Annotated in this window: 15 protein-coding genes; 6 read left to right on the top strand and 9 right to left on the bottom strand. The window is 62.7% G+C overall.

Features of this window, described 5'->3' with window-relative positions:
- The first annotated feature begins 12 nt into the window (after positions 1-12).
- On the top strand, positions 13-897 hold the full coding sequence (gene mmsB / locus AC0ZT5_RS06080; protein ID WP_488495673.1) for a 3-hydroxyisobutyrate dehydrogenase: 885 nt from the start codon (positions 13-15) through the stop codon (positions 895-897).
- A gap of 281 nt (positions 898-1,178) precedes the next feature.
- On the opposite strand, the gene AC0ZT5_RS06085 is transcribed toward mmsB, so the two are convergent.
- The 4 genes from AC0ZT5_RS06085 to AC0ZT5_RS06100 form a co-directional block, all read right to left on the bottom strand.
- Positions 1,179-1,823, bottom strand: coding sequence for a cytochrome c oxidase assembly factor Coa1 family protein (locus AC0ZT5_RS06085; protein ID WP_488495674.1), 645 nt, complete (start codon positions 1,821-1,823; stop codon positions 1,179-1,181).
- Between the two features lie 90 nt (positions 1,824-1,913).
- Positions 1,914-2,279 (bottom strand): hypothetical protein, encoded by a 366-nt coding sequence (locus AC0ZT5_RS06090; protein WP_488495675.1) that lies wholly within the window; start codon positions 2,277-2,279, stop codon positions 1,914-1,916.
- A gap of 136 nt (positions 2,280-2,415) precedes the next feature.
- Entirely contained in the window at positions 2,416-3,795 is a 1,380-nt protein-coding gene (locus AC0ZT5_RS06095; protein ID WP_488495676.1) for an aspartate aminotransferase family protein, read from the bottom strand.
- A gap of 347 nt (positions 3,796-4,142) precedes the next feature.
- Entirely contained in the window at positions 4,143-6,218 is a 2,076-nt protein-coding gene (locus AC0ZT5_RS06100; protein WP_488495677.1) for a prolyl oligopeptidase family serine peptidase, read from the bottom strand.
- 149 nt (positions 6,219-6,367) lie between these two features.
- On the opposite strand from AC0ZT5_RS06100, the gene AC0ZT5_RS06105 reads away from it, so the two are divergent.
- Entirely contained in the window at positions 6,368-6,937 is a 570-nt protein-coding gene (locus AC0ZT5_RS06105; protein WP_488495678.1) for a hypothetical protein, read from the top strand.
- Here the strand turns inward: AC0ZT5_RS06105 and AC0ZT5_RS06110 are convergent.
- The 3 genes from AC0ZT5_RS06110 to AC0ZT5_RS06120 form a co-directional block, all read right to left on the bottom strand.
- Positions 6,929-8,092, bottom strand: coding sequence for an MFS transporter (locus tag AC0ZT5_RS06110; RefSeq protein ID WP_488495679.1), 1,164 nt, complete (start codon positions 8,090-8,092; stop codon positions 6,929-6,931). The two genes, AC0ZT5_RS06105 and AC0ZT5_RS06110, sit on opposite strands and share 9 nt — an antisense overlap.
- A complete protein-coding gene (locus tag AC0ZT5_RS06115) occupies positions 8,089-9,270 on the bottom strand; it encodes an MFS transporter (protein ID WP_488495703.1) in 1,182 nt (393 codons plus the stop codon). Before AC0ZT5_RS06115 ends, AC0ZT5_RS06110 begins: the two co-directional genes overlap by 4 nt.
- 183 nt (positions 9,271-9,453) lie before the next feature.
- The gene (locus AC0ZT5_RS06120; RefSeq protein WP_488495680.1) at positions 9,454-11,361 is read right to left on the bottom strand and encodes a phospholipase D-like domain-containing protein; all 1,908 of its coding nucleotides are present in this window, start codon (positions 11,359-11,361) and stop codon (positions 9,454-9,456) included.
- Positions 11,362-11,613: 252 nt separating this feature from the next.
- Here AC0ZT5_RS06120 and AC0ZT5_RS06125 point away from each other — a divergent pair, with 252 nt between their 5' ends.
- From AC0ZT5_RS06125 to AC0ZT5_RS06135, 3 genes are all read left to right on the top strand, one after another.
- The gene (locus AC0ZT5_RS06125; RefSeq protein ID WP_184873554.1) at positions 11,614-13,191 is read left to right on the top strand and encodes a trimethylamine methyltransferase family protein; all 1,578 of its coding nucleotides are present in this window, start codon (positions 11,614-11,616) and stop codon (positions 13,189-13,191) included.
- A gap of 92 nt (positions 13,192-13,283) precedes the next feature.
- The gene (locus AC0ZT5_RS06130) at positions 13,284-15,854 is read left to right on the top strand and encodes a GcvT family protein (RefSeq protein WP_488495681.1); all 2,571 of its coding nucleotides are present in this window, start codon (positions 13,284-13,286) and stop codon (positions 15,852-15,854) included.
- Between the two features lie 9 nt (positions 15,855-15,863).
- On the top strand, positions 15,864-17,219 hold the full coding sequence (locus tag AC0ZT5_RS06135) for a M24 family metallopeptidase (protein ID WP_488495682.1): 1,356 nt from the start codon (positions 15,864-15,866) through the stop codon (positions 17,217-17,219).
- On the opposite strand, the gene AC0ZT5_RS06140 is transcribed toward AC0ZT5_RS06135, so the two are convergent.
- On the bottom strand, positions 17,184-18,011 hold the full coding sequence (locus tag AC0ZT5_RS06140) for a phosphate/phosphite/phosphonate ABC transporter substrate-binding protein (protein WP_488495683.1): 828 nt from the start codon (positions 18,009-18,011) through the stop codon (positions 17,184-17,186). The two genes, AC0ZT5_RS06135 and AC0ZT5_RS06140, sit on opposite strands and share 36 nt — an antisense overlap.
- An 82-nt stretch (positions 18,012-18,093) precedes the next feature.
- On the bottom strand, positions 18,094-19,104 hold the full coding sequence (locus AC0ZT5_RS06145) for a fatty acid desaturase (RefSeq protein WP_488495684.1): 1,011 nt from the start codon (positions 19,102-19,104) through the stop codon (positions 18,094-18,096).
- 229 nt (positions 19,105-19,333) lie between these two features.
- Here AC0ZT5_RS06145 and AC0ZT5_RS06150 point away from each other — a divergent pair, with 229 nt between their 5' ends.
- A complete protein-coding gene (locus AC0ZT5_RS06150) occupies positions 19,334-20,191 on the top strand; it encodes a helix-turn-helix domain-containing protein (RefSeq protein WP_478349932.1) in 858 nt (285 codons plus the stop codon).
- Positions 20,192-20,299 lie beyond the last annotated feature (108 nt).

The following is a 20,299-nucleotide window of genomic DNA, read 5'->3' on the forward strand; positions in this document are numbered from 1 at the left end:
GGGAGACAGACAATGACGACGATCGCCTTCATTGGCCTCGGCAACATGGGCAATCCAATGGCGGCCAATCTGGTCAAGGCCGGGCATGCCGTGCATGGCTTCGACCTGATGCCGGAGAACCTGACGGTCGCCCGCGAGCATGGCGTCGTCATCATGGCCAATGCGCCAGCCGCGGTGAAGGACGCCGATGCGGTGATCACCATGCTGCCGGCCGGCAAGCATGTGCTGTCGGTCTATGAGGATATCGCACCCAAGGCCAGAAAAGGCGCGGTGTTCATCGATTCGTCGACCATCGATGTCGAATCGGCGCGCAAGGCGCATGCCATTGCCGCCAAACACGGCCTGCTGTCCATCGATGCACCCGTCTCGGGCGGCACCGGCGGCGCGGCGGCCGGCACGCTGACCTTCATGGCCGGTGGCTCCGACGATGCCTTCACCGCCGCCGAGCCGATCTTGAAGCCAATGGCCGGGCGTGTCGTCCATTGCGGCGGCGACGGCGCAGGACAGGCCGCCAAGATCTGCAACAACATGATCCTTGGCATTTCGATGATCGGCGTCGCCGAAGCCTTCGTGCTGGCGGAAAAGCTCGGCCTCTCGCATCAGGCGCTGTTCGACGTCGCCTCGACCTCGTCAGGCCAGTGCTGGTCGCTGACCACCTACTGCCCGGTTCCCGGTCCTGTGCCGACCTCGCCCGCCAACCGCGACTACAAGCCAGGCTTTGCCGCCGCTCTGATGCTGAAGGACCTGAAGCTGGCGCAGGAGGCAGCACAAGGGTCCGGCGCTGTGACCCCGCTTGGTGCTGAGGCGGCTCAGCTCTATGCGCTGTTCAACGCTCAAGGGCATGCAGGCGCCGATTTTTCCGGAATCATTAATTTTCTACGCGGAGCCAATCCATAAGCTCCTAATATAACTGGGTTTTTTGCGTATCTTGAGAGAAACCGGTCAAATTTAGGTTTGCTTAAGCTCTCGATAACCCCCCGGTAACGATGTTTCTGTAAAACGGAATGCGAGGCGGACATATCGCATCCGCCCGGCGCTCCGGATCAGGTCTCGCGTACCGGAGCCCGTAAGTTTCGCCAAGTGTTTGCGTAGCGAAACGCCATGCGTATCTGGCAAAGCCGCGCTCCCATTGGAGCGCGGTTTTTGCATTTCCGCCGGTTTCATCAGCGCAGCCTGTTTTATATACCGATTGCCGCATTCGGGATCGCGACATGATCTTCATTGATCAGCACGATCGGTGCATCGGCGCCCTCGACCCTGACAACCAGCAGGCGCAGGCTCCACGTACCCGCTGTCCGGAGAGCGGTCGAGAAGGCGGTGCCCTTGCCCTTGGCGCCATGGACCGGAATGCTGAACTGGGCATCGCCCGCCCCATTCGCATTGACATTGAGATGGCCACCGACCCAGAAACTCTCGGTCAGGTCATCACCGAGGGCGGCCTTGACGCGGTCGTCGGCGCGAAGCTTGTCCATGGTCATATGATAGGCATCGCTGCCTTTCAGGACGTAAGGAATGCCGCCGACCATCGCCGCACAGCCGCCGATGCTGACCACCCAGATGACAAGGCCGGCGATCGCCCAGTTACGTTGCGTCTTGCGGAACTGTTCCGCGTCGCGCCAGGCGCGGTTCTGCCAGGCCCAGCGACTGCCGCGCGCACCCAGTACGATGATCATGACGATGTTGACGACAGGGATCAGTGCCAGCAGCGCGATGAAGGTGCTGTTGCCGATACCCCAGATCCAGTTGAGGAAGAAGGCGCCCCAGTTCCAGCGGTCAAGTTCGGCCGGAATTTCGGCGGGCTGATTGAGCGGCTGTCCGGCCATGATGTTCCCCCATCGGCAGATGTGCTTGATGGGTTCTAGCGTATGACCTCGAAAAACGGGAATCGGTTTTTCCCGAGCGGCCTTTCTTTGTCAGGCCTTGTTGGAAAGCCGGCGAAAATTCGCCTTCACCGCACGGCTTGCCGGCTTCAGTGCGGCGCTGATCGACCGTTCCGCCGCGACGCCGTTGAACAACGACGGCGTGCGGCCGGCAAGGATTTCCGGCCAGAACCGCGATGCCGACTGCAGGAAGGACATTTGCGCCGCAAACGCCCCTTCGGCCATCGCTACGGTCTTCTCGTTCACCGCGCGCGCCGTCTCCGTGCCCCATGGCTTGCTGCTCCCGGCATCCAGCGCCATCAACGGCAGTCGCATCAGCGCCACCATCGGCGCCAGCATCAGGTCACCGCCGATGCTGGCTGCATCTTGCAGCCGTCGGCTCTTGCCGGTCTTTTTCATGGAAACAGCCCCCTTGTCGCAGCCACGTCGGCTGCTGACCCGCACACTAAGCGCTGAGGGTGAAATTCGTTCCCCAACGAAATGTTTCTCGAAGCCGGGCATTCCCATCGAGAACGCCCGGTCGAGGTACCGATCCCTACCGCTTGCGCAGATCCGCCTGCGCCAGGTCCAGCGCCTTTGAGATGCGCTCGCAAGCCATGTCGATCGTGTCACGGGTCCAGATCAGCGGCGGCGACAGGATCATCGTGTCGCCGGTGGCGCGCAGCATCATGCCATGCGCGATCGCGTGGTCGCGCACGGTCACCGCCGCACTTCCCGACGGCAAGAACCGCTCCTTGGTCGCCTTGTCCTTGACGATTTCGATCGCGCCCATCAGCCCGATCGAGCGCACCTCGCCGACCAGATCATGCCCGGCAATACGCTCCTGCAACGCCCTGGCGAAATACGGCCCGGTATCGTTCCTGACGCGATCGACCAGCCCTTCCCGCTCGATGATCTCGAGGTTCTTCAGCGCCACCGCACAGGCCACCGGATGACCGGAATACGTATAGCCGTGATTGAACTCGCCGCCCTTCCCGACCAGTGTCGCGGCGATGCGGTCGCCGACCAGCAATGCCGACAGCGGCTGGTAGCCCGAGGTCAGTGCCTTGGCCGTGGTGATGGTGTCCGGCTCGATGCCGAGCGTTTGTGATGCGAACCATTCACCGGTGCGGCCATAGCCGGTGATGACCTCGTCCAGCATCAGCAGGACATCGTATTTGCGGCAGATGCGCTGCACTTCCGGCCAGTAGCTGACCGGCGGTATCTTCACGCCGCCTGCCCCCATCACCGGCTCGCCGATGAAGGCCGCAACCTTGTCGGCACCGGCTTCGAGGATCGCATCCTCGACGGCCTTGGCCGCCCGCAGGCCGAAGTCATGATCGCTCTCGCCCGGCAGTGCCAGTTCATAGGCATAAGGCATCATCACATGGACGATGTTGGGCACCGCGCCGCCGAGTTGCTTGTGCATGGCATCCATGCCGCCGAGCGAGGTGCCGGCGACGGTCGAGCCGTGATAAGCCATCTTGCGCGAGATGATGCGGTTCTTCTCCGGCTTGCCTTCCAGCACCCAGTAGTGGCGGACAAGGCGAAGCGCCGTGTCGTTGGCTTCCGAACCGGACGACCCGTAGAACACCTGGTTGACGTGCTTCGGCGCGATTTCCGCCAGCTTCTTGGACAACAGCACCGGCGTCGGCGTCGAGCATTTGAAGAAGGAGTTGTAGTAGGGAAGCTGCTTCATCTGCGCATAGGCGGCCTCGGCCAGTTCGTCACGGCCATAGCCGATGTTGACGCACCACAGCCCGGCCATGCCGTCGAGGATCTCAGTCCCCTCGGAATCGTAGATGAACGGCCCGTTGGCATGGGTGATGATGCGTGAGCCGGCCTCGCGCAATTCCTTGTGGTCGGTGAACGGATGGAGATGGTGCGCGGCGTCGATCTGCTGAAGCTGCTTCAGCGAATAATTCTGATAGGTCATTGATCTGATCTTTCCTCTGGATTCTATCCGGCCGTGCCGGGAGCGAATGCGTCAGAGGCAAGCAGGTGGTGAATAACCGATGCGGGCGCACAGCCGCAAAAGCTCGGCGCGCAGCGTGCGCGGTGACGGTGTCACCGCGACACGGAATGCGCGAGCCCCAAATAAGGGAGCCAATGTTCTGACGAGAGCCATGGACGGCACCTTAGAGCAATTCCAGGAAAAGAGTGAAGCGGTTTTCCCGGGAAAAGCGCGTAGCGCTTTCCCCTGGGAATTGCATCAAAACAAAGAGCGAGCAAAGGGCGGTCGAGGTGAGCCACCCTTTGCTTTTGCAGCGCCGAGACTTCGGCTCATGCCTTGCCGCTCAGCGCCCTTTGTAGGAACACATATTTCATCGCCGTCTGCGCCGCCTGCGGCCGGCGGTCGCCGCGTCCACCATGTCCGCCCTCGGTCTCCTCGAAGAACAGCGTCCGGGCGTGGCCGGCTTCCTGCAGGCGGGCCGCCATCTTGCGCGCATGACCGGGATGGACGCGGTCGTCAGCGGTCGAGGTGGTCAGCAGCACCGGAGGATAGGCGGCATCGGCCGCGACATGCTGGTAGGGCGAATAGGCCGAAAGCCACTTCGCATCTTCCGGTTTCGACGGATCGCCATATTCGGCCATCCAGGAGGCACCAGGCGGCAATTCGGTGTAGCGCAGCATGTCGAGCAGCGGCACCTCGATGATGACGGCACCGAAAAACTCGGGATGCTGCGTCATGGAAACGCCGGTTAGCAAGCCGCCGTTCGAACCGCCCTGGATGCCGAGCGAAGCCGCCGTGGCGATCCCGCGCTTGACGACGTCCTGCGCGACCGCGGCGAAATCGTCGAAGGCGTTCTGGCGGTTGCCCTTGAGCGCCGCCTGATGCCAGGCCGGGCCGAACTCGCCGCCGCCGCGAATACAGGCTTGGACATAGGCATTGCCCCTTTCCAGCCACAGCCTGCCGCGCACGCCGGCATAGCTTGGCAGAAGCGGGACTTCGAAACCACCATAGCCATAAAGCAGCGTCGGCACCGGACCCTTCTGGTCGCGCCGCCGGACGACGAAGTACGGGATCATCGTGCCGTCCTTCGAGCGCGCCTCGAACTGCTCCGAGATCAGCGGCGCCGCATCGAAGCGGGCCGGCTGCGACTTCACGGTGGCGAGCGTCTCGCCATCGTCGTCCGACCAGATGATCGAACTCGGCGTCAGGAAGTCGGTGAAGGAGAAGGAAACGCTGGAGCCGAAATGCTCGGCGTGGCTGATGCCGACATTGCCGTTCTCGGGCAGTGCCACGGGCTTCTGCGACCAGCCGCCATCCTTGCGCTCGCAGACGACGACCTTGCCGCGCACGTTGTCCATCAGATTGATGAACAGGCGGTCCTGCGTGCGGGCAATGCCGGCAATCGACACGCGATATGCCGGCTCCAGCAAGGTCTCCACCGGGCCGAGCGTGCCAGCCTCGACCCAGTGTGCCAAATCCAGCGAATAGAGACCGTCAGGCTTGCACGAGGTGCCATCCGGCGCCGTCCACGGGCTGCGCACGCCGAAGACGAGCTGGTCCCTGAAGATCGCCGTATCGGTCACGTCGTCAGGCAGCGGCAGACGTTTGTTCTCGCCGGAAGGCAACCGCAAGAAGATATGCGAGGCGAAGAAATCGAGCGTCCGGGCCAGGATCAGATAACGTCTGTCGCCGTCGAACTCGACGCCAGCGCCAACCGCGAGATCCTCCTTCCGCCCCTCGAAGATCGGTGTCGCGTCTTCCAGTTTGGTGCCGCGCTTCCACAGCTTGACCACGCGCGGATAACCGGATTGCGTCTTGTCCTCGTCCTCGAAAGCCGCCGAGACGATGACGGTGTCCTTGTCCAGCCAGCCGAAGCCGGACTTGGACGCGGGTGCGCGAAATCCGCCCTCGACAAAGGATTTGGTCGCGATGTCGAATTCGCGCATCTCGCTGGCGTCACCGCCATCCGGCGACATCGAGACAAGGCAGAGGTTGAAGTCCGGATGGAGCCGGCTGGCGCCGCTGAACACCCACTTGATTCCGTCCTTGGCCGCTAGCTGGTCGAAGTCGACGATCGTTTCCCAGTCGGGCTTATCGGTCTTGTAGGAAGCGACCGTCGTGCGGCGCCACAGCCCGAGCACATTGGTCTTGTCCTGCCAGAAATTGTATGCATGGCCGGCAATCGCGGCACCGACCGCGATATTGTCCTCGGCAGTCATCAGGTCGAGCGCGGTCTGGAACGACGCCTGATAGGACGGATCGCCCTGCAATTCACCGACCGTTACCTCGTTCTGACCATGCACCCAGTCGAGCGACTGCTTGGCTGTCCTGTCCTCCAGCCAGAGAAAGGGATCTTCGGTCGAAGGGGTGGAATTTGGCAGGGTCTGTGTGGTCGACTTGGTCATAGGGTCTCCGGTAAACTCATCAAGGCTCGGTGTCGCAAACATCGTCATGTCACTACCGAAATTCAATTGGAACGCGCGAAAGAAGCGACCCGCCATACCGCATCAAGTGCGAAACCTTATCCGGCCATGTGTCGCTACGAGGAAGCCTCATGCAATTTCTCTACATTGCGAAAGAGAGATTTGATCCGTCCAGGGGCACGGAATGGACGAAATACATCGAGTGGTCGGGCCTCACCCAACTGACCGAAGTCGTCACCCTCGATGGAATGCTTGGTCCGGTCGCGCTTGGCGAGACAAAGGACAGCTACTGGCCCCACATTGTCAACGAGGACTGGATGCTCGATTTCTTTGTGGACCTGGAGTTTCTGCTTTCGCAACTGGCAGATACGAACGAACTGAATATTTTAAGCGTAATTCGAAAGCCGTCGACGGACGTGCATTCGATTGATTGGGGCGGTTTCATCTTCCTGGGCTACGACTTGTTGGATCAAGAAGGTTCCATAAGCGCGTTGACCAACTGCGGTGGATTTCCCGACGTGTTTGCGAATTCGGAGTTATCTCAAGTTGGGCTGATACCCGACTTTGATCGTGCCGTTGAACTTCAGGATATGCTGCGCCGGATGCACCCTGAGGAACGTCACGCCCATTGTGACATATGGGCAATTTCGAGATGGCGAGGCGATGACGAGCAGCAGCATCCCACAATAGCGTCAGACTGACCTTCGACCAACGATGCTCGCAACCGCCAGCGCCAGACACATCAGGCCAAGGATAATCGGCAGGCCTCTTGCACCCAGAACATCCATCGCTGTGCCGGCCAGCGGCGGCACCGCGATGCCGCCGACGCCCCACATCAGGGAGAAGGCGGCGTTGCCGGCAACCAGTGTCGAGCCGGTGAAGCGCTCGCCGAGCTCGATGATCGACATCGTGTAGATGCCGTAGGAAACCGCCCCCCAGACAAAGATCATCGGCCAGATCAGTGGCGTCTCGATGAGAAACGGCAGGAGCAGGCAGCCAAGCACCGTGATCGCGACACAGGCAAGCCGCACCAGACGCGCGGAGAGCCTTTCGGCCAGCAGGCCAAGTGGCACCTGCATGGCGATGTTGCCGGCGATCATCACCGAAAGCAGCGCCGACATGCGGGTCTCAGTGATGCCGTGATGGGTGCCATAGACGGGCAGCAAGGCCAGCGCGCCCTGCTCGAAGCCGGCGGCAACGATAACGGCAAACAGAAGCAGCCACGCCAAGGGCACGAAGCCCAGGACGGAAACCCGATGCCCGGCCTCGTCGACCTTGGGCAGACGCGGCAGCACCGAGGCCAGGCAGATGCCGCACAGCACGAAGGCGAAAATGCCGACGAGGAAGGGCGGCCAGCCCTCTGTGCCGACGGCAAGCAGGCAAAGCGGCCCGGCTGCGAAGCCGGCCGAGATGATCGTCGAATAGACGCCCATGACGCGGCCGCGCCGGGCCGGCGGCGCCAGCGCGATCACCCAGATCTCGCTCAGCACGTAAAGCGGGTTGGTGACGACGCCGATCAGGAAGCGCAGGGGAAACCACAGATAGACATCCTGCGTCCAGCCGATCAGCACCAGCACGATCGCCGAAAGCGCCGCGCAGGAGAGTGCCGTGCGCCCTGCCCCGAACCGGCGCGCCAGCGCCGGGATCAGTGGTGACGAGACGATGAAACCTATCGGTGTCATTGCCGCCGACAGGCCGATCATCGCCGGTGAGACGCCCTGGCGCTGCAGGATGAAGCTCAGCAGCGGATAGGACAGGCCTTGCGCGATCGCGAACACCGAGACGGTCGCGATCACGCCGGTGATCGCCGCCCACTGCATCGCGGTCTCACTGTCGCTCGAACCGTTCGTGATCATGCCTTGCCGCTCCGGCGCACGGACGAGCGATACAGCGCGAACATCACCAGCAACGCGTCGAGACCGGCGATCACGACCGGCAGGCCGAGCGGGCCTATGCCTTGCATGAGCAGCCCGGCACCCGGCGGGCCGACAATACCGCCGACGCCCCACATCAGCGCGAAGGCAGCGTTGCCGGCGACCAGCACCGAGCCCTTGAAGCGGCTGCCCAGTTCGACCAGCGCCATCGTGTAGACGCCGTAGCCGACGGCGCCCATCACCAGCAACACGACCCAGATCAGCGGCGTCATGACCAGCAGCGGCAGCAAAAGCGCGCAAGTCGCGGTTGCCAGAGCACAGACGATGATCATGGCACGACCGCCAAAACGTTCCGCCAGCAGGCCGAGTGGGATCTGCAGCAGGATGTTGCCCAGCGAAAGCGCCATCACCAGCGAGGCAAGCACGGCCTCCGCCAGGCCGTAGCTGGCGCCAAACACCGGCAACAGCGCATAGGTGCTTTGCTGGACCGCGGCCGAAACCAGGACGGCAAGCAGCAGTGCCGGCGCCACCTTGGCGAAGCCGACAAGGCCGCTGGCGGGTTGGCCGTCATCCTCGAAACCGGTGAGCCTGGAAGAGACGGCGTGCAGGATCACCGCGCAGAGTGTAAAGCCGGCGACACCGACAAGGAATGGAGCCCAGCCCGACGTGCCCAGCAGGGTCAGTGCGAATGGCCCGGCCGCATAGCCGGCGCCCAGCAGCGTGTTGAACACGCCCATGACCCGGCCCCGCCGCGATGGCGGCGCCAGCGATAGCGCCCAGACCTCGCCAAGTATGTAGAGCGGATTGATGACCACGCCGATGATGAAGCGGATGACGAACCAGGCCACCCAGTCCTGCAGATAGCCGATGCCCAGGAAGCAGAGCGCGCCGATCAGCGAGCAGCCGACCGCCAGCGTGCGTGCGCCGACCAGCCGCACCGCGGCCGGCACGAAGGAAGCCGAAAGAATCAGGCCGAGCGGCATCATCGCCGCCGACAAGCCGATCAGCGCGGGCGACATTCCCTGCTTCTGCATCAGCAGCGTGAACAGCGGCGAGCTCAGCCCTTGCGCGGCGCCGAACATGGCAAGTGCTGCGGTGACGCCGGCAAGCGCTGCCCACTGCGTTCCCGCTTCGCCTTCGCTCGAGCCGGTCGCGACCATGCTGATACTGTCATCCATGTGAAAGTGCAGGCCATCCCGCCGGCAAGCCCGACTAGCTACTGGTTCGATTTGGGGAAAGGAAGGGCCGGACGGCGAAATCCGCTTGCGCCACCGGACCCGTGCTGTCGGCTGAAGCCGATCGGTCCCTCATCGAATGGAGGCAGGTGCTGAACCTGGTGGAGGCTACGGAAAATACCGGGCGATAGCCCCCTTCTTGCCGTCGGCGTAAGGCTTCAGCCACTTGTCGTCGATGGAGATCCCGTCATCGTCGGAAGGTCCCTTGCCGATCGTCCTGCGCCAGGCGCGGAACTTGTAGTGGTCGAACACGTCGAGCATATGCACCGCATAGGCGGCGGCGAAAGTCTTGTCGCCTTCTACGATCACCATATTCTCGTCATTCTCGTACGAAGCCTTGTAACCGAGATTGTGGCTGCCGGTGATGACGGTGGCGTTGTCCTCCATCGGGTCGATGATGACGATCTTGTCGTGCACGATCGCATGGCCGACGGTCAGTACTTCCGCCTGGAAATCGCGGGCGATCGTGGCGCCGGTCAGGTTTGCCGCCCGCACGATGGAGACGTTTGGCATCTCCCAGACCTTCTCCGGAAAGACGAAGGGCGACTTGCCGTCCTTGTTCGACTTGTGGGTGACCGGATCCTTGGTCGGCGCGACATAGTTGGGCATCGCGGTTTCGTCGCTGATCGCGCCTTGCACGATCAAATTCGGATCGGCCTTGGCTGCCGCGACGGCCTCGTCGACGATCGAGTTTTCGCCGAGCAGCGACGGATTGAACACCAGGAAGAGCACCGCGCGCTTCGCCGCCTTGATACGGGCGAAGACATCCTCGAGGTCGACCGGCCGCACCGAGATGTCCTTCTTGTTGCGGTCGGGATCATTGGGCGAGAACCAGACCGTCATGCCGTCCAGCGTCGCCGTGACGCCGTTCAGCGGATTGCGCAGGTGGTTTTCCCTACGAAACGGCACGCCTTGCGTCTGCACGACGTGACCGGCGGCGCTTTCCGAGGCCGGCGGCGGGAACACGTCAGCCTTCATGCGCTGCCAATAGGCGTCGAAGATCTCGGCCATTGCTGGATCGTCCCGGATGAAGGCGTTGTTGGATTGTCCGCAGATGCCCGTCGACGTCCAGTTGGTGCTGCCGGTCATCACCGCTTGCGGCTTGCCCTGGGCGTCGCGGTAGACGGCAAACTTGTTGTGGCCAATATGGTTGTTGTTGAACAGGCGGTCGCTCACCACGACGCCCGCGTCGTGCAAACGCTTCCTGTACGGCGCATTGCCGACGTCCCAGGCCTTGGTCTGGTCGTCCCTGCCCGAATTGGCAAGAATGACCTCGACGACGTCCTTGGCCGCGACGATGGCGTCGCACAGCTCGTCGTCGCCAAGCTCGTAGAGCGCAAGCCTGACGGTGCCGCCTTCGGTCTTGGCCCGTTTCAGCAGGCTGGTCAGCACATCAGGCACATCGCCATGCAGATAGGCGCGTATCTTGCTGGTCGGATCCTGCAGCACCGCCTTGATCTTGTCGCGCTGCCCGACCTTGATGCCGGCCTCTTGCAGCGCATGCGACATCCATTGCGTCGACAGCACGCCGTTGGTGAAGGCAACCCGCGCCTTGCCGAACATCTGCCCGAGAAAGATCGGCGGGCTGACCGCACCCTGGCCGAGATAACCGAGCGGACGCGCCGGCCCGGTGTAGGCGGGTTTGCCATCGACGACCTGGTCGGGGCGCACCGGCACAGGGTCGAGGCCCGGCTTCATGTCGCCGACCGGCCGCACCCGGTAGGCGATCATTTCACCCTCTGGCCTGAGGTCGATGCTGTCGCGCCGACGCCGCACAGTGAGATCGCGCCAGAAAGTCTTCTGCACCGGCCAGACGCCGGTATCCTGGGGAATCCACCGTGGATTGCGTTGGCCCTTGAAAGGCACCCAGGAGGCCAGGCAACGTTCCTCGCCAGTGTCGGGATAGATGCGCACGATCTCGAAGCCGAGGCAGCCAGGGATCATGCCGTCTATATCCCAGGAAAGGAACGCGACTTCGTTGTTTGTCGCGGCGCGCACTTTGACGACGTCAGGCATGGCGTTCCCTCCAGAGACGTTCGGCGCGCCAATATAGCAGAAGTAAAAGACGGATGTGTAACGCGTTTCACTTAGCGTCGATCCGGCCGCTGGTCCCAGGCCAGCGTATCGCCGCGATCGGGGCGATATTCTTGCCGTGCAACTGCCGTTCCGGCATGTCGCTTCCCTCGCCCTAGTGGTCGCCGCCTCCGCAACGACCGGCGGGTCGCCGGTCCATTATGCCGCCCGCTACCGCATCGTACGAGGACCATCATGACCGCCGCCCTACAACCTGCAGAACCGGCATTGGCCACCGACCGCGCCCGTCGTGGCGGCCGCGCTGGAAAGCGCGCCGGCGGTTCGGCCGCGTTCGAGCAGCCGGCTTTCCGGCAGCTGAAGAACCCGCTCGCGCCGACCAGGCTGGTTTCGGACGACGAGCTGGAATCGATCCATCTCGCCTCCTTGCGCGTGCTGAGGGAAATCGGCGTCGATGTTCTGCATGACGAGGCCCGCCGCATCATGAAGGCGCATGGCGCCGACGTGCGTGACGGCAGCGAACGGGTTCGCTTCGACAGCGACATGATCCTCGAACTGGTATCGCACTGCCCGTCGGAGTTCACCATCCACTCGCGCAACCCGGCGCACAATGTGCGCTTCGGCGGCAACAATCTGATCATCTCGATGATGGCATCGGCGCCCAACTGCTCCGACATCGACCGCGGCCGCCGGCCCGGCAACCAGCAGGATTACCGCAACTTCCTCAAGCTCGCTCAGATGCACAACATCCTGAACTGCACCGGCGGCTATCCGGTGGAGCCGACCGATATCCATCCGTCGGTCCGGCACCTGGAGTGCGTCCGCGACCTCGCCACGCTGACCGATAAGGTGTTTCACATCTATTCGCTCGGCAAGGAGCGCAATGTCGACGGCATCGAGATCGCCAGGATCGCGCGCGGCATCAGCCACGAGCAGTTGCTCGAGGAGCCGTCGGTCTTCACCATCATCAACACCAATTCGCCGCTCAAGCTCGATGTGCCGATGATGGAAGGCATCATCCAGATGTCGAGCAAGGGCCAGGTCGTCGTCGTCACGCCGTTCACCCTTTCGGGGGCCATGGCGCCGGTGACGATCGCCGGCGCGCTGGTGCAGCAGAACGCCGAAGCGCTGTCCGGCATCGCCTTTGCCCAGATGGTGCGCAAGGGTGCGCCCGTGGGCTATGGCGGCTTCACCTCCAATGTCGACATGAAGTCCGGTTCACCGGCCTTCGGTACGCCGGAGTACATGAAGGCGCAGTTGGTCGGTGGTCAGCTTGCCCGCCGCTACAACATCCCCTACCGCACCTCCAACACCTGCGCCGCCAACACGGTCGATGCGCAGGCGGCCTACGAAAGCGTGTTCTCGCTGTGGGGTGCCATCCAGGGCGGTGGCAATCTGATGATGCACGCGGCCGGCTGGCTCGAGGGCGGCCTGCGCTGCTCCTACGAGAAGACCATTTTGGACATCGACCTGCTGCAGATGGTGGCGGAGTTCCTGACCCCGCTCGACCTGTCCGAAGAAGCGCTCGGCTTCGACGCCATCCAGTCAGTCGGCCCCGGCGGCCATTTCTTCGGCACCCAGCACACGCAGGACCGCTACAAGACCGCCTTCTACTCGCCGATCCTCTCCGACTGGCGCAATTTCGAGACCTGGGCGGAAGCCGGCTCGCCGACAGCGCTGGAAAAGGCCAACAAGGTGTGGAAGGAGCGCCTGGCCTCCTACGAAGAGCCCTATATGGACCCGGCCATTCGCGAGGAACTCAACGCCTTCGTCGAAAAGCGCCGGTCCGAGGGCGGTGCGCCGACCGACTTCTAAATGGCACGCGACGACTGCTGACCTCGGCGTCGAGGCGTTCCACCGCCGACCCAAAAACCTGATTCAGTTTACGCAAAAACGGACCTATCTTGATGAAATCTCATGTAAAAGCAGTTGTCATCGGCGGCGGCGTCGTCGGCTGCTCGGTTCTCTACCATCTGGCCAAGGCCGGCTGGACCGACATCATGCTGATCGAGCGCTCGGAGCTTACCTCCGGTTCGTCCTGGCATGCGGCGGGTGGCTTCCACACGCTGAACGGCGACCCCAACGTCGCCAAACTGCAGGCCTACACGGTGCAGCTCTACAAGGAGATCGAGGAGATTTCCGGCCAGTCCTGCTCGCTGCACCTGACCGGCGGCGTGATGATGGCGGACACGCCGGAGCGCATGGACTTCCTGCGGCTCGCCCACGCCAAGGGCCGCTATCTCGGCATGGACACCGAGTTGATCACGCCGTCCGAAGCCAAGGCGATGTTCCCGCTGATGGACGAGACCAACTTCGTCGGCGCCATGTGGGATCCGGTCGAGGGCCATCTTGATCCGTCCGGCACGACGATCGCTTATTCCAAGGCGGCCAAGAAGCTCGGTGCCGAGATCGTGCTACGCAACCGCGTCGTCGAGCTGACGCAAGAGGTCGACGGCACCTGGAACGTTGTCACCGAACAGGGCACGGTTCATGCCGAGCATGTCGTCAACTGCGGCGGCCTGTGGGCACGTGAGATCGGCCGCATGGTCGGCGTCGAATTGCCGGTGCTGGCCATGGAGCACATGTACCTGCTCACCGAGCCAATGCCGGAGGTCGAGGAATTCAACAAGTCGACCGGTCGCGAGATGATCGGTGTGCTTGACTTCAAGGGCGAGATCTACACCCGCCAGGAGCGCAACGGCATCCTGCTCGGCACCTATGAAAAGGCATGCAAGCCGTGGTCGCCGGTCAACACGCCGTGGGATTTCGGCCATGAATTGCTCGCCCCCGACCTCGACCGCATTGCGCCGTCGCTGGAGATCGGCTTCAAGCATTTCCCCGGCATCGAGAAGGCCGGCATCAAGCAGATCATCAACGGCCCCTTCACCTTCGCGCTCGACGGCAACCCGCTGGTCGGCCCAGTGCAGGGCCTGACCAATTTCTGGTGCGCCTGCGCCGTCATGGCCGGCTTCAGCCAGGGTGGCGGCGTCGGTCTGGCGCTGTCGAACTGGATGGTCCACGGCGATCCAGGCTTCGACGTCTGGGGCATGGACATCGCCCGCTTCGGCGAATGGGCCGGCCTGCGCTACACCAACGCCAAGGTGCGCGAAAATTATTCGCGCCGCTTCTCCATCCGCTTCCCCAATGAGGAACTGCCGGCCGCACGCCCGGCGCAGACGACGCCGCTCTACGATACGATGCTCGCCAATAACGCCGTCATGGGCGACTCCTGGGGTCTCGAAACCCCGCTCTGGTTTGCCCCGAAGGGCAAGGAGCCGAAAGACATCGTCTCCTTCCACCGCTCCAATGATTTTGGGCCGATCGGCGAGGAAGTGCGCGCTACCCGCGAGCGCGTCGGCGTCACCGAGATCGCCAACTTCGCCAAATACGAAGTGTCCGGACCAGGGGCGGAGGATTTCCTCAACCGGCTGATGACCAACCGTATGCCGAAGACCGGCCGCATCGTGCTGACGCCGATGATCAACGAATTTGGCAAGCTGATCGGCGACTTCACCATCGCCAAGGCCGGCGAGGACCGGTTCATGATCTGGGGCTCGTCGGCGGCGCAGAAATATCACATGCGCTGGTTCGAGAAGCATCTGCCTAAGGACGGTTCCGTGCGCATCCACCGTTTCGACCAGACGCTGGTCGGTCTGTCGATCGCCGGGCCTAAGTCCCGCGACCTCTTGCAGAAGCTCGTCGATGTCGACATCTCGACAAAAGCCTTCCGCTTCATGGATTTCCGCGAGATGGCGGTCGGCGGTGCGCCCTGTTTGGTCAATCGCATCACCTACACCGGTGATCTCGGCTACGAGATCTGGATGGCGCCGGCCTACCAGCGCCTTGTCTATAAGGCGATCAAGGATGCCGGCGAGGAATTCGGCCTCGTCGATTTCGGCATGCGCGCTTTGCTGTCGATGCGCCTGGAAAAGAACTTCCCGACCTGGTTTCGCGAGTTGCGGCCGATCTACGGACCGTTCGAAGGCGCGATGGATCGCTTCATCAAGCTCGAGAAGAACGATTTCATCGGCCGCGAGGCTGCCGCCAAGGAACAGGCCGAGGGGCCAAAACTGCGCCGTGTCTCCTTCATCGTCGATGCCGCCGACGCCGATGTGATGGGCGACGAGCCGATCTGGGCCAAGGTCTCCAAGGACTATGGCACGGTGGAAAAGCCGCATGGCTACGGCGCGCCGCGCTTCGACGATGGCGGCGAGGAAATACGCGGCTCCAAGGCAGCTGAAGGCGCTTCGGCCGTGCGCGGCATCGTTGACGGCGACTGGCGCGTGGTCGGCTGGGTGACATCAGGCGGCTATGCGCACTATGTGCAGAAGTCGATGGCGCAGGGTTACGTCCCGGCAGCACTCGCCGAGGACGAAAGTGCCGGGCTGTTCGAGATCGAGATCTTGGGACACCGGCGCCCGGCCCGCATCAACGTCGAAGCGCCTTTCGACCCGAGTGGCGAGAAGATGCGGACCTGAGGTTCGGTCATGGACAGCGCGGGGCCGAAGGGCAGCTTTGGCCGCCATCGCAAGATCATGCCGTTCGAGCCTGGCTCGATCGAGGCGCTGCGCCACGCTTCCCGCCAGAAGGCGGCGTCGCTCAACCAGCATGTGCTGGGCTATGGCGCGCAGGCGGAAGCTGAATGGGCGGCGGCAGGTATTGCCGCTCCCGATCTGCCGACGATGCGCCGATACCGGCTGGACCGCATCCGTGCCGAGTTGAACCGCCGCGACTATGCCGGCGCCCTACTCTACGACCCGGTCAACATCCGCTACGCCACCGATTCCACCAATATGCAGCTGTGGGTGGCGCACAACCCGACACGGCATTGTTTCGTCGCCACCGACGGGCCGGTGGTGCTGTTCGATTATTTTTCCTGCGAGCACCTGTCCGACCATTCCGGCGTCGTCGACGAGGTGCGGCCCGCTGTCTCATGGATGTATCTCTATGGTGGCGAACTGACCGAACAAAAAGTCCGCCGCTGGGCCGCCGGCATTGCCGATCTGGTCAGGGAACATGGCGGCGGCAACAGCCGCATCGCGGTCGATCACATCAACCCGGAAGGCGTCGAGGAACTCGCCCGTCTGGGTGTGACGATCGGCAATGGCGAAGCGGTGATGGAAAATGCGCGGCTGATCAAATCATCGGACGAGATTCTCGCCATGCGCCGCGCCATCGTCGCTTGCGAGGCGGCGATGGGCGAGATGGAGCAGGCTCTGCAGCCTGGCATTTCCGAGAACGAGCTATGGGCCGAACTGCATCGCGGCAACATTGCGCGTGGTGGCGAATGGATCGAGACGCGACTGCTGACATCAGGCCCGCGGACCAACCCGTGGTTCCAGGAATGCTCGTCGCGCAAGATCGAAGCCGGCGACCTGGTCGCCTTCGACACCGACCTGATCGGCCCCTACGGCTTCTGCGCTGACCTGTCGCGCACCTGGCTGTGCGGCGATGCAAAGCCGACCAACGAACAGCGCGACCTGTTCCGCATCGCCGCAGATCAGATCACCTACAATACCGAATTGATGCAGCCGGGCACCTCGTTCCGCGACCTTGTCGAACGCTCGGCGGTGCCGCCCGGAGACTGTTTTCCGATGCGATACGGCGTGCTCTATCACGGCGTCGGCCTGGCCGACGAATACCCGACCTTGCCGCATGCCAGCGACTGGACCCCCGACACGCCGGACGGCGCGCTCGAGCCAGGCACGGTGCTGTGCGTGGAAAGTTATATCGGCCGGCTGGGCGGACGCGAAGGCGTCAAGATCGAAGAGCAGATTCTCATCACCGAGACCGGCAATGAAAAACTTTCAACCTACCCGTTGGATGCGAGGCTGCTCGGTTAGTCCGGCAAGTGCTTCGCGCATCGCCCTGACCGTCTTTTCCGGTGTCGTTGCGGCGGTGATGAACGGCAGGCCTTTGCGCCGTCCCGTCCAGCCGACGACCTTCACCGCTTGCGCCGCCGGCTCGAAACGCTGCGCCAGCGCCCAGCTTCCGCAGTCGATCGCCGCGACATCCGCCTTGCGTTCGGCCACAGCGACGATCGAGTCGCGATGGCCGCCGCTTTCGCTGCGCGTCGAGAATATATCCAGGTCTTCGCCGGCCGCTTGCAGGTCGCGCGTCAGCGCAATGATGCCTGACATGGAATCAAGGCTGTTGAAGGTGAAGCGCTTGCCACGGATCAGATCGAGCGGGATGAGAGCGCGGCCGTCCGCAGGCGATCGAACCTCCGGCCCCTCGCCCGACCGCATCACCAGCGCGCTCGAATAGAATTCGCCCTGCCCGCCTTCACAGGCGTCGTAGCTCGGCTGGCCGACCACCCTAACGTGTTTGGACAGGCCGAGTTCCATTGGCCCCCAGCAGGTCTGCGCGAACAGCAGCGCCGGATGCAGCCAAAGCCCGTGAAAGTCGAGTTCGTCCGGCTCCAATGTCGCAGGGTCCGGCGCAATCAGTTTCCCCTGGGCATCATGAATGCCACCCAGCACCGGCGGCAGGTCACCATTGCGGCGCACGATCGTCTGCGGCGCGTCGATACCCCTCCGCCGGAAGGCGTCGCGCAAGCGCGCCCATTGGGCGTCGACCTCGTCGCGCGCTTCGGGCCAGTCATACATCGGCAACGCCGCAACCAATTCGCTCATGCCGGAATCTGACCGTTGTATCTGGGATTGAAGGGGACCGACCGCAGCCAGTCTAGCAGGCATTACCCACTCGCCGCAAAACTCATTCCTTGGGCGGCTCGGCGGGAACCGGCGCGGAGCCGAGCCCATTTATGTTGCGCGCCCTGATGCGAGGTTTGAACGCCCTGCCCGGCTCCGGCGCGCGCCGCAGCACCGGGTGCACGATTGGCTCCTTCGCTTTGAAGGCATAGGCTTTGATCAGCGCGAAATAGTTCGGATAGGCGTAGCCATTGTTCATCCGCAGCCATTCGTCGCGACGGTCGCGGAACAGTTTCGGCAGCCGGTACCAGGCGACGGTCGGGCTCTTGTGGTGGACGAAATGCAGATTGTTGTTGAGGAACAGGAACGACAGCGGCGAGCGCTCGACGATCACCGTGCGGCCCTCCGGGTGCTCGGACCATTGATGCTCGGCGAAGGTGCGGATCGAGATCAGCGACTGGCCGAGCCAGACCGGTACCAGGACGTAGAGCCACAGGGGGATGCCGAAGCCGAACTGGACGATGGGCATCACGGTGGCGAGGCCGATCGCATGCAGCAGCCACGCCTTGCGGATCGTCTTGTCGCCGGCGATCATGTGCTTGGCGTCGTCGATGAAGAAGCCGACGCAGGACAGCCAGGGGCCGAGCACGAAGCGGCCAGCCATGGTGTTGTTGATCTTGAGCAGGAATTTCATCGTCGGCGGCAAGTCGTCATGCTGCCAGAGCGCCTGGTAGTAGCTCTCGGGATCGTCCAGCGGATCGGTCAGCCGCTCGTCGGCATGATGGCGCAGATGAATGGTCTTGAAGCGGCGAAACGGCCAGACGAGACCGATCGGCAGGAAGACGAAGGCCTCATTGATCCGCGCATTGCGCGTTGGATGACCGTGCAGCACCTCGTGCATGATCGACGATTGCAATGCGGCGGTGAAGGCCAGGACGGCGAGCGCGGAGATCGGGTAGGATGGCCAGAGCAGGATGCCGGTCGCGAACCATGTTGCGTAGCAGAAGAATGCGAGAACCACGGTCGGCCATTCGATGGCCGGTACGCTACGCTGTCTGATGCTCATGCTAGTCATGCTATCGACCACTGTCCCTCAGTCGCCGGAACCCCAACTGGTTCCTGACATCATTGTGTCAGGAGAAGCGATTCCACTCAACGAGACAAAGTGTACAAAATGTTGCGATTGCGCATTTTTGACAGCATATGTCACACATTGTAAACAAACTTGGGGATTCATTTACGCCTGAGTCGTTCATTTGGCTGCTTTGGCGCAAATTTTTCCTCCTGATTCGCGGAGCGAAGTGATGGACAAACGAGATCTGTCAGCAATCTTTCGGGAGCGTCTGAAGCTGCTCCTGACACGGTCCGATCTCAACCAGTCATCGTTCGCGACCGCGGTCGGCATCGATCGGTCGGCCCTGTCGCAACTGCTGTCCGGCGCCTCGACACGCCTGCCCCGGGCGGAAACCCTGCTCAATATCGCTGCCGAGTTCAAAGTGTCGCTGGACTGGCTGCTTGGCCTCAGCCAGGACGAGGGTGTCACCGGTGAGATCCGTGAGAGCCTGGAGATCGAGGAAGCGCGCGACGGCTTCGACCGCACGCTGCTGGCAAAGTGGTTCGCCGAGGCGGCCGGTACCAAGATCCGCTATGTGCCGGCAGGCATCCCCGATCTTCTGCGAACACACGCGCTCGTCGACTATGAAGCCAACATCACCAACAGGAGCCGTCAGACGCAAGCCAACGAAACCCAATACCGTATCGACTACAACCGGCGGCCGGAAACCGACATGGAAGTCTGCATGCCGCGCCATACTCTGGAGATCTTCGCCCGCGGCCTGGGCGTGTGGGACCGTTTTCCGGAGGCCGACCGCCGTCAGCAACTCGCCCATATGGCAACGCTGCTTGACGATCTCTACCCGACCTTTCGCCTGTTTCTCTACGATGGCCGCATGCGTTATTCCATTCCCCTCACCATCTTCGGCCCCTATCGGGCTGCTATCTATGTCGGCGACATGTATGTGGTGCTGAACGCCACCCAGCCGGTCCAGGCGCTGACCCAGCATTTCGACAATCTGATCCGTGCCGCCGACGTCAACCCGCACGAAGCCGCCGCCTTCGCGCGCAATCTGGCCAACATGTCCTTCGCATCAGGCTCTGCCTGATCGAAGGGAATCGAGGGTCATTCAACCCAACGCCCGGCCGTCGACATCGCCAGTCGATCGCGGCAAAATTATTGACTGCACATAAAGACTTCTTTATATCCTTATTCG

This window comes from Mesorhizobium sp. CNPSo 4670 (assembly GCF_057784235.1).

Bases quoted from the DNA above. Each gene is read 5' to 3' on its own strand.
- mmsB (WP_488495673.1), top strand. From the start codon at position 13: ATGACGACGATCGCCTTCATTGGCCTCGGCAACATGGGCAATCCAATG.
- AC0ZT5_RS06085 (WP_488495674.1), bottom strand. From the start codon at position 1,823: ATGGCCGGACAGCCGCTCAATCAGCCCGCCGAAATTCCGGCCGAACTT.
- AC0ZT5_RS06090 (WP_488495675.1), bottom strand. From the start codon at position 2,279: ATGAAAAAGACCGGCAAGAGCCGACGGCTGCAAGATGCAGCCAGCATC.
- AC0ZT5_RS06095 (WP_488495676.1), bottom strand. From the start codon at position 3,795: ATGACCTATCAGAATTATTCGCTGAAGCAGCTTCAGCAGATCGACGCC.
- AC0ZT5_RS06100 (WP_488495677.1), bottom strand. From the start codon at position 6,218: ATGACCAAGTCGACCACACAGACCCTGCCAAATTCCACCCCTTCGACC.
- AC0ZT5_RS06105 (WP_488495678.1), top strand. From the start codon at position 6,368: ATGCAATTTCTCTACATTGCGAAAGAGAGATTTGATCCGTCCAGGGGC.
- AC0ZT5_RS06110 (WP_488495679.1), bottom strand. From the start codon at position 8,092: ATGATCACGAACGGTTCGAGCGACAGTGAGACCGCGATGCAGTGGGCG.
- AC0ZT5_RS06115 (WP_488495703.1), bottom strand. From the start codon at position 9,270: ATGGTCGCGACCGGCTCGAGCGAAGGCGAAGCGGGAACGCAGTGGGCA.
- AC0ZT5_RS06120 (WP_488495680.1), bottom strand. From the start codon at position 11,361: ATGCCTGACGTCGTCAAAGTGCGCGCCGCGACAAACAACGAAGTCGCG.
- AC0ZT5_RS06125 (WP_184873554.1), top strand. From the start codon at position 11,614: ATGACCGCCGCCCTACAACCTGCAGAACCGGCATTGGCCACCGACCGC.
- AC0ZT5_RS06130 (WP_488495681.1), top strand. From the start codon at position 13,284: ATGAAATCTCATGTAAAAGCAGTTGTCATCGGCGGCGGCGTCGTCGGC.
- AC0ZT5_RS06135 (WP_488495682.1), top strand. From the start codon at position 15,864: ATGGACAGCGCGGGGCCGAAGGGCAGCTTTGGCCGCCATCGCAAGATC.
- AC0ZT5_RS06140 (WP_488495683.1), bottom strand. From the start codon at position 18,011: ATGAGCGAATTGGTTGCGGCGTTGCCGATGTATGACTGGCCCGAAGCG.
- AC0ZT5_RS06145 (WP_488495684.1), bottom strand. From the start codon at position 19,104: ATGACTAGCATGAGCATCAGACAGCGTAGCGTACCGGCCATCGAATGG.
- AC0ZT5_RS06150 (WP_478349932.1), top strand. From the start codon at position 19,334: ATGGACAAACGAGATCTGTCAGCAATCTTTCGGGAGCGTCTGAAGCTG.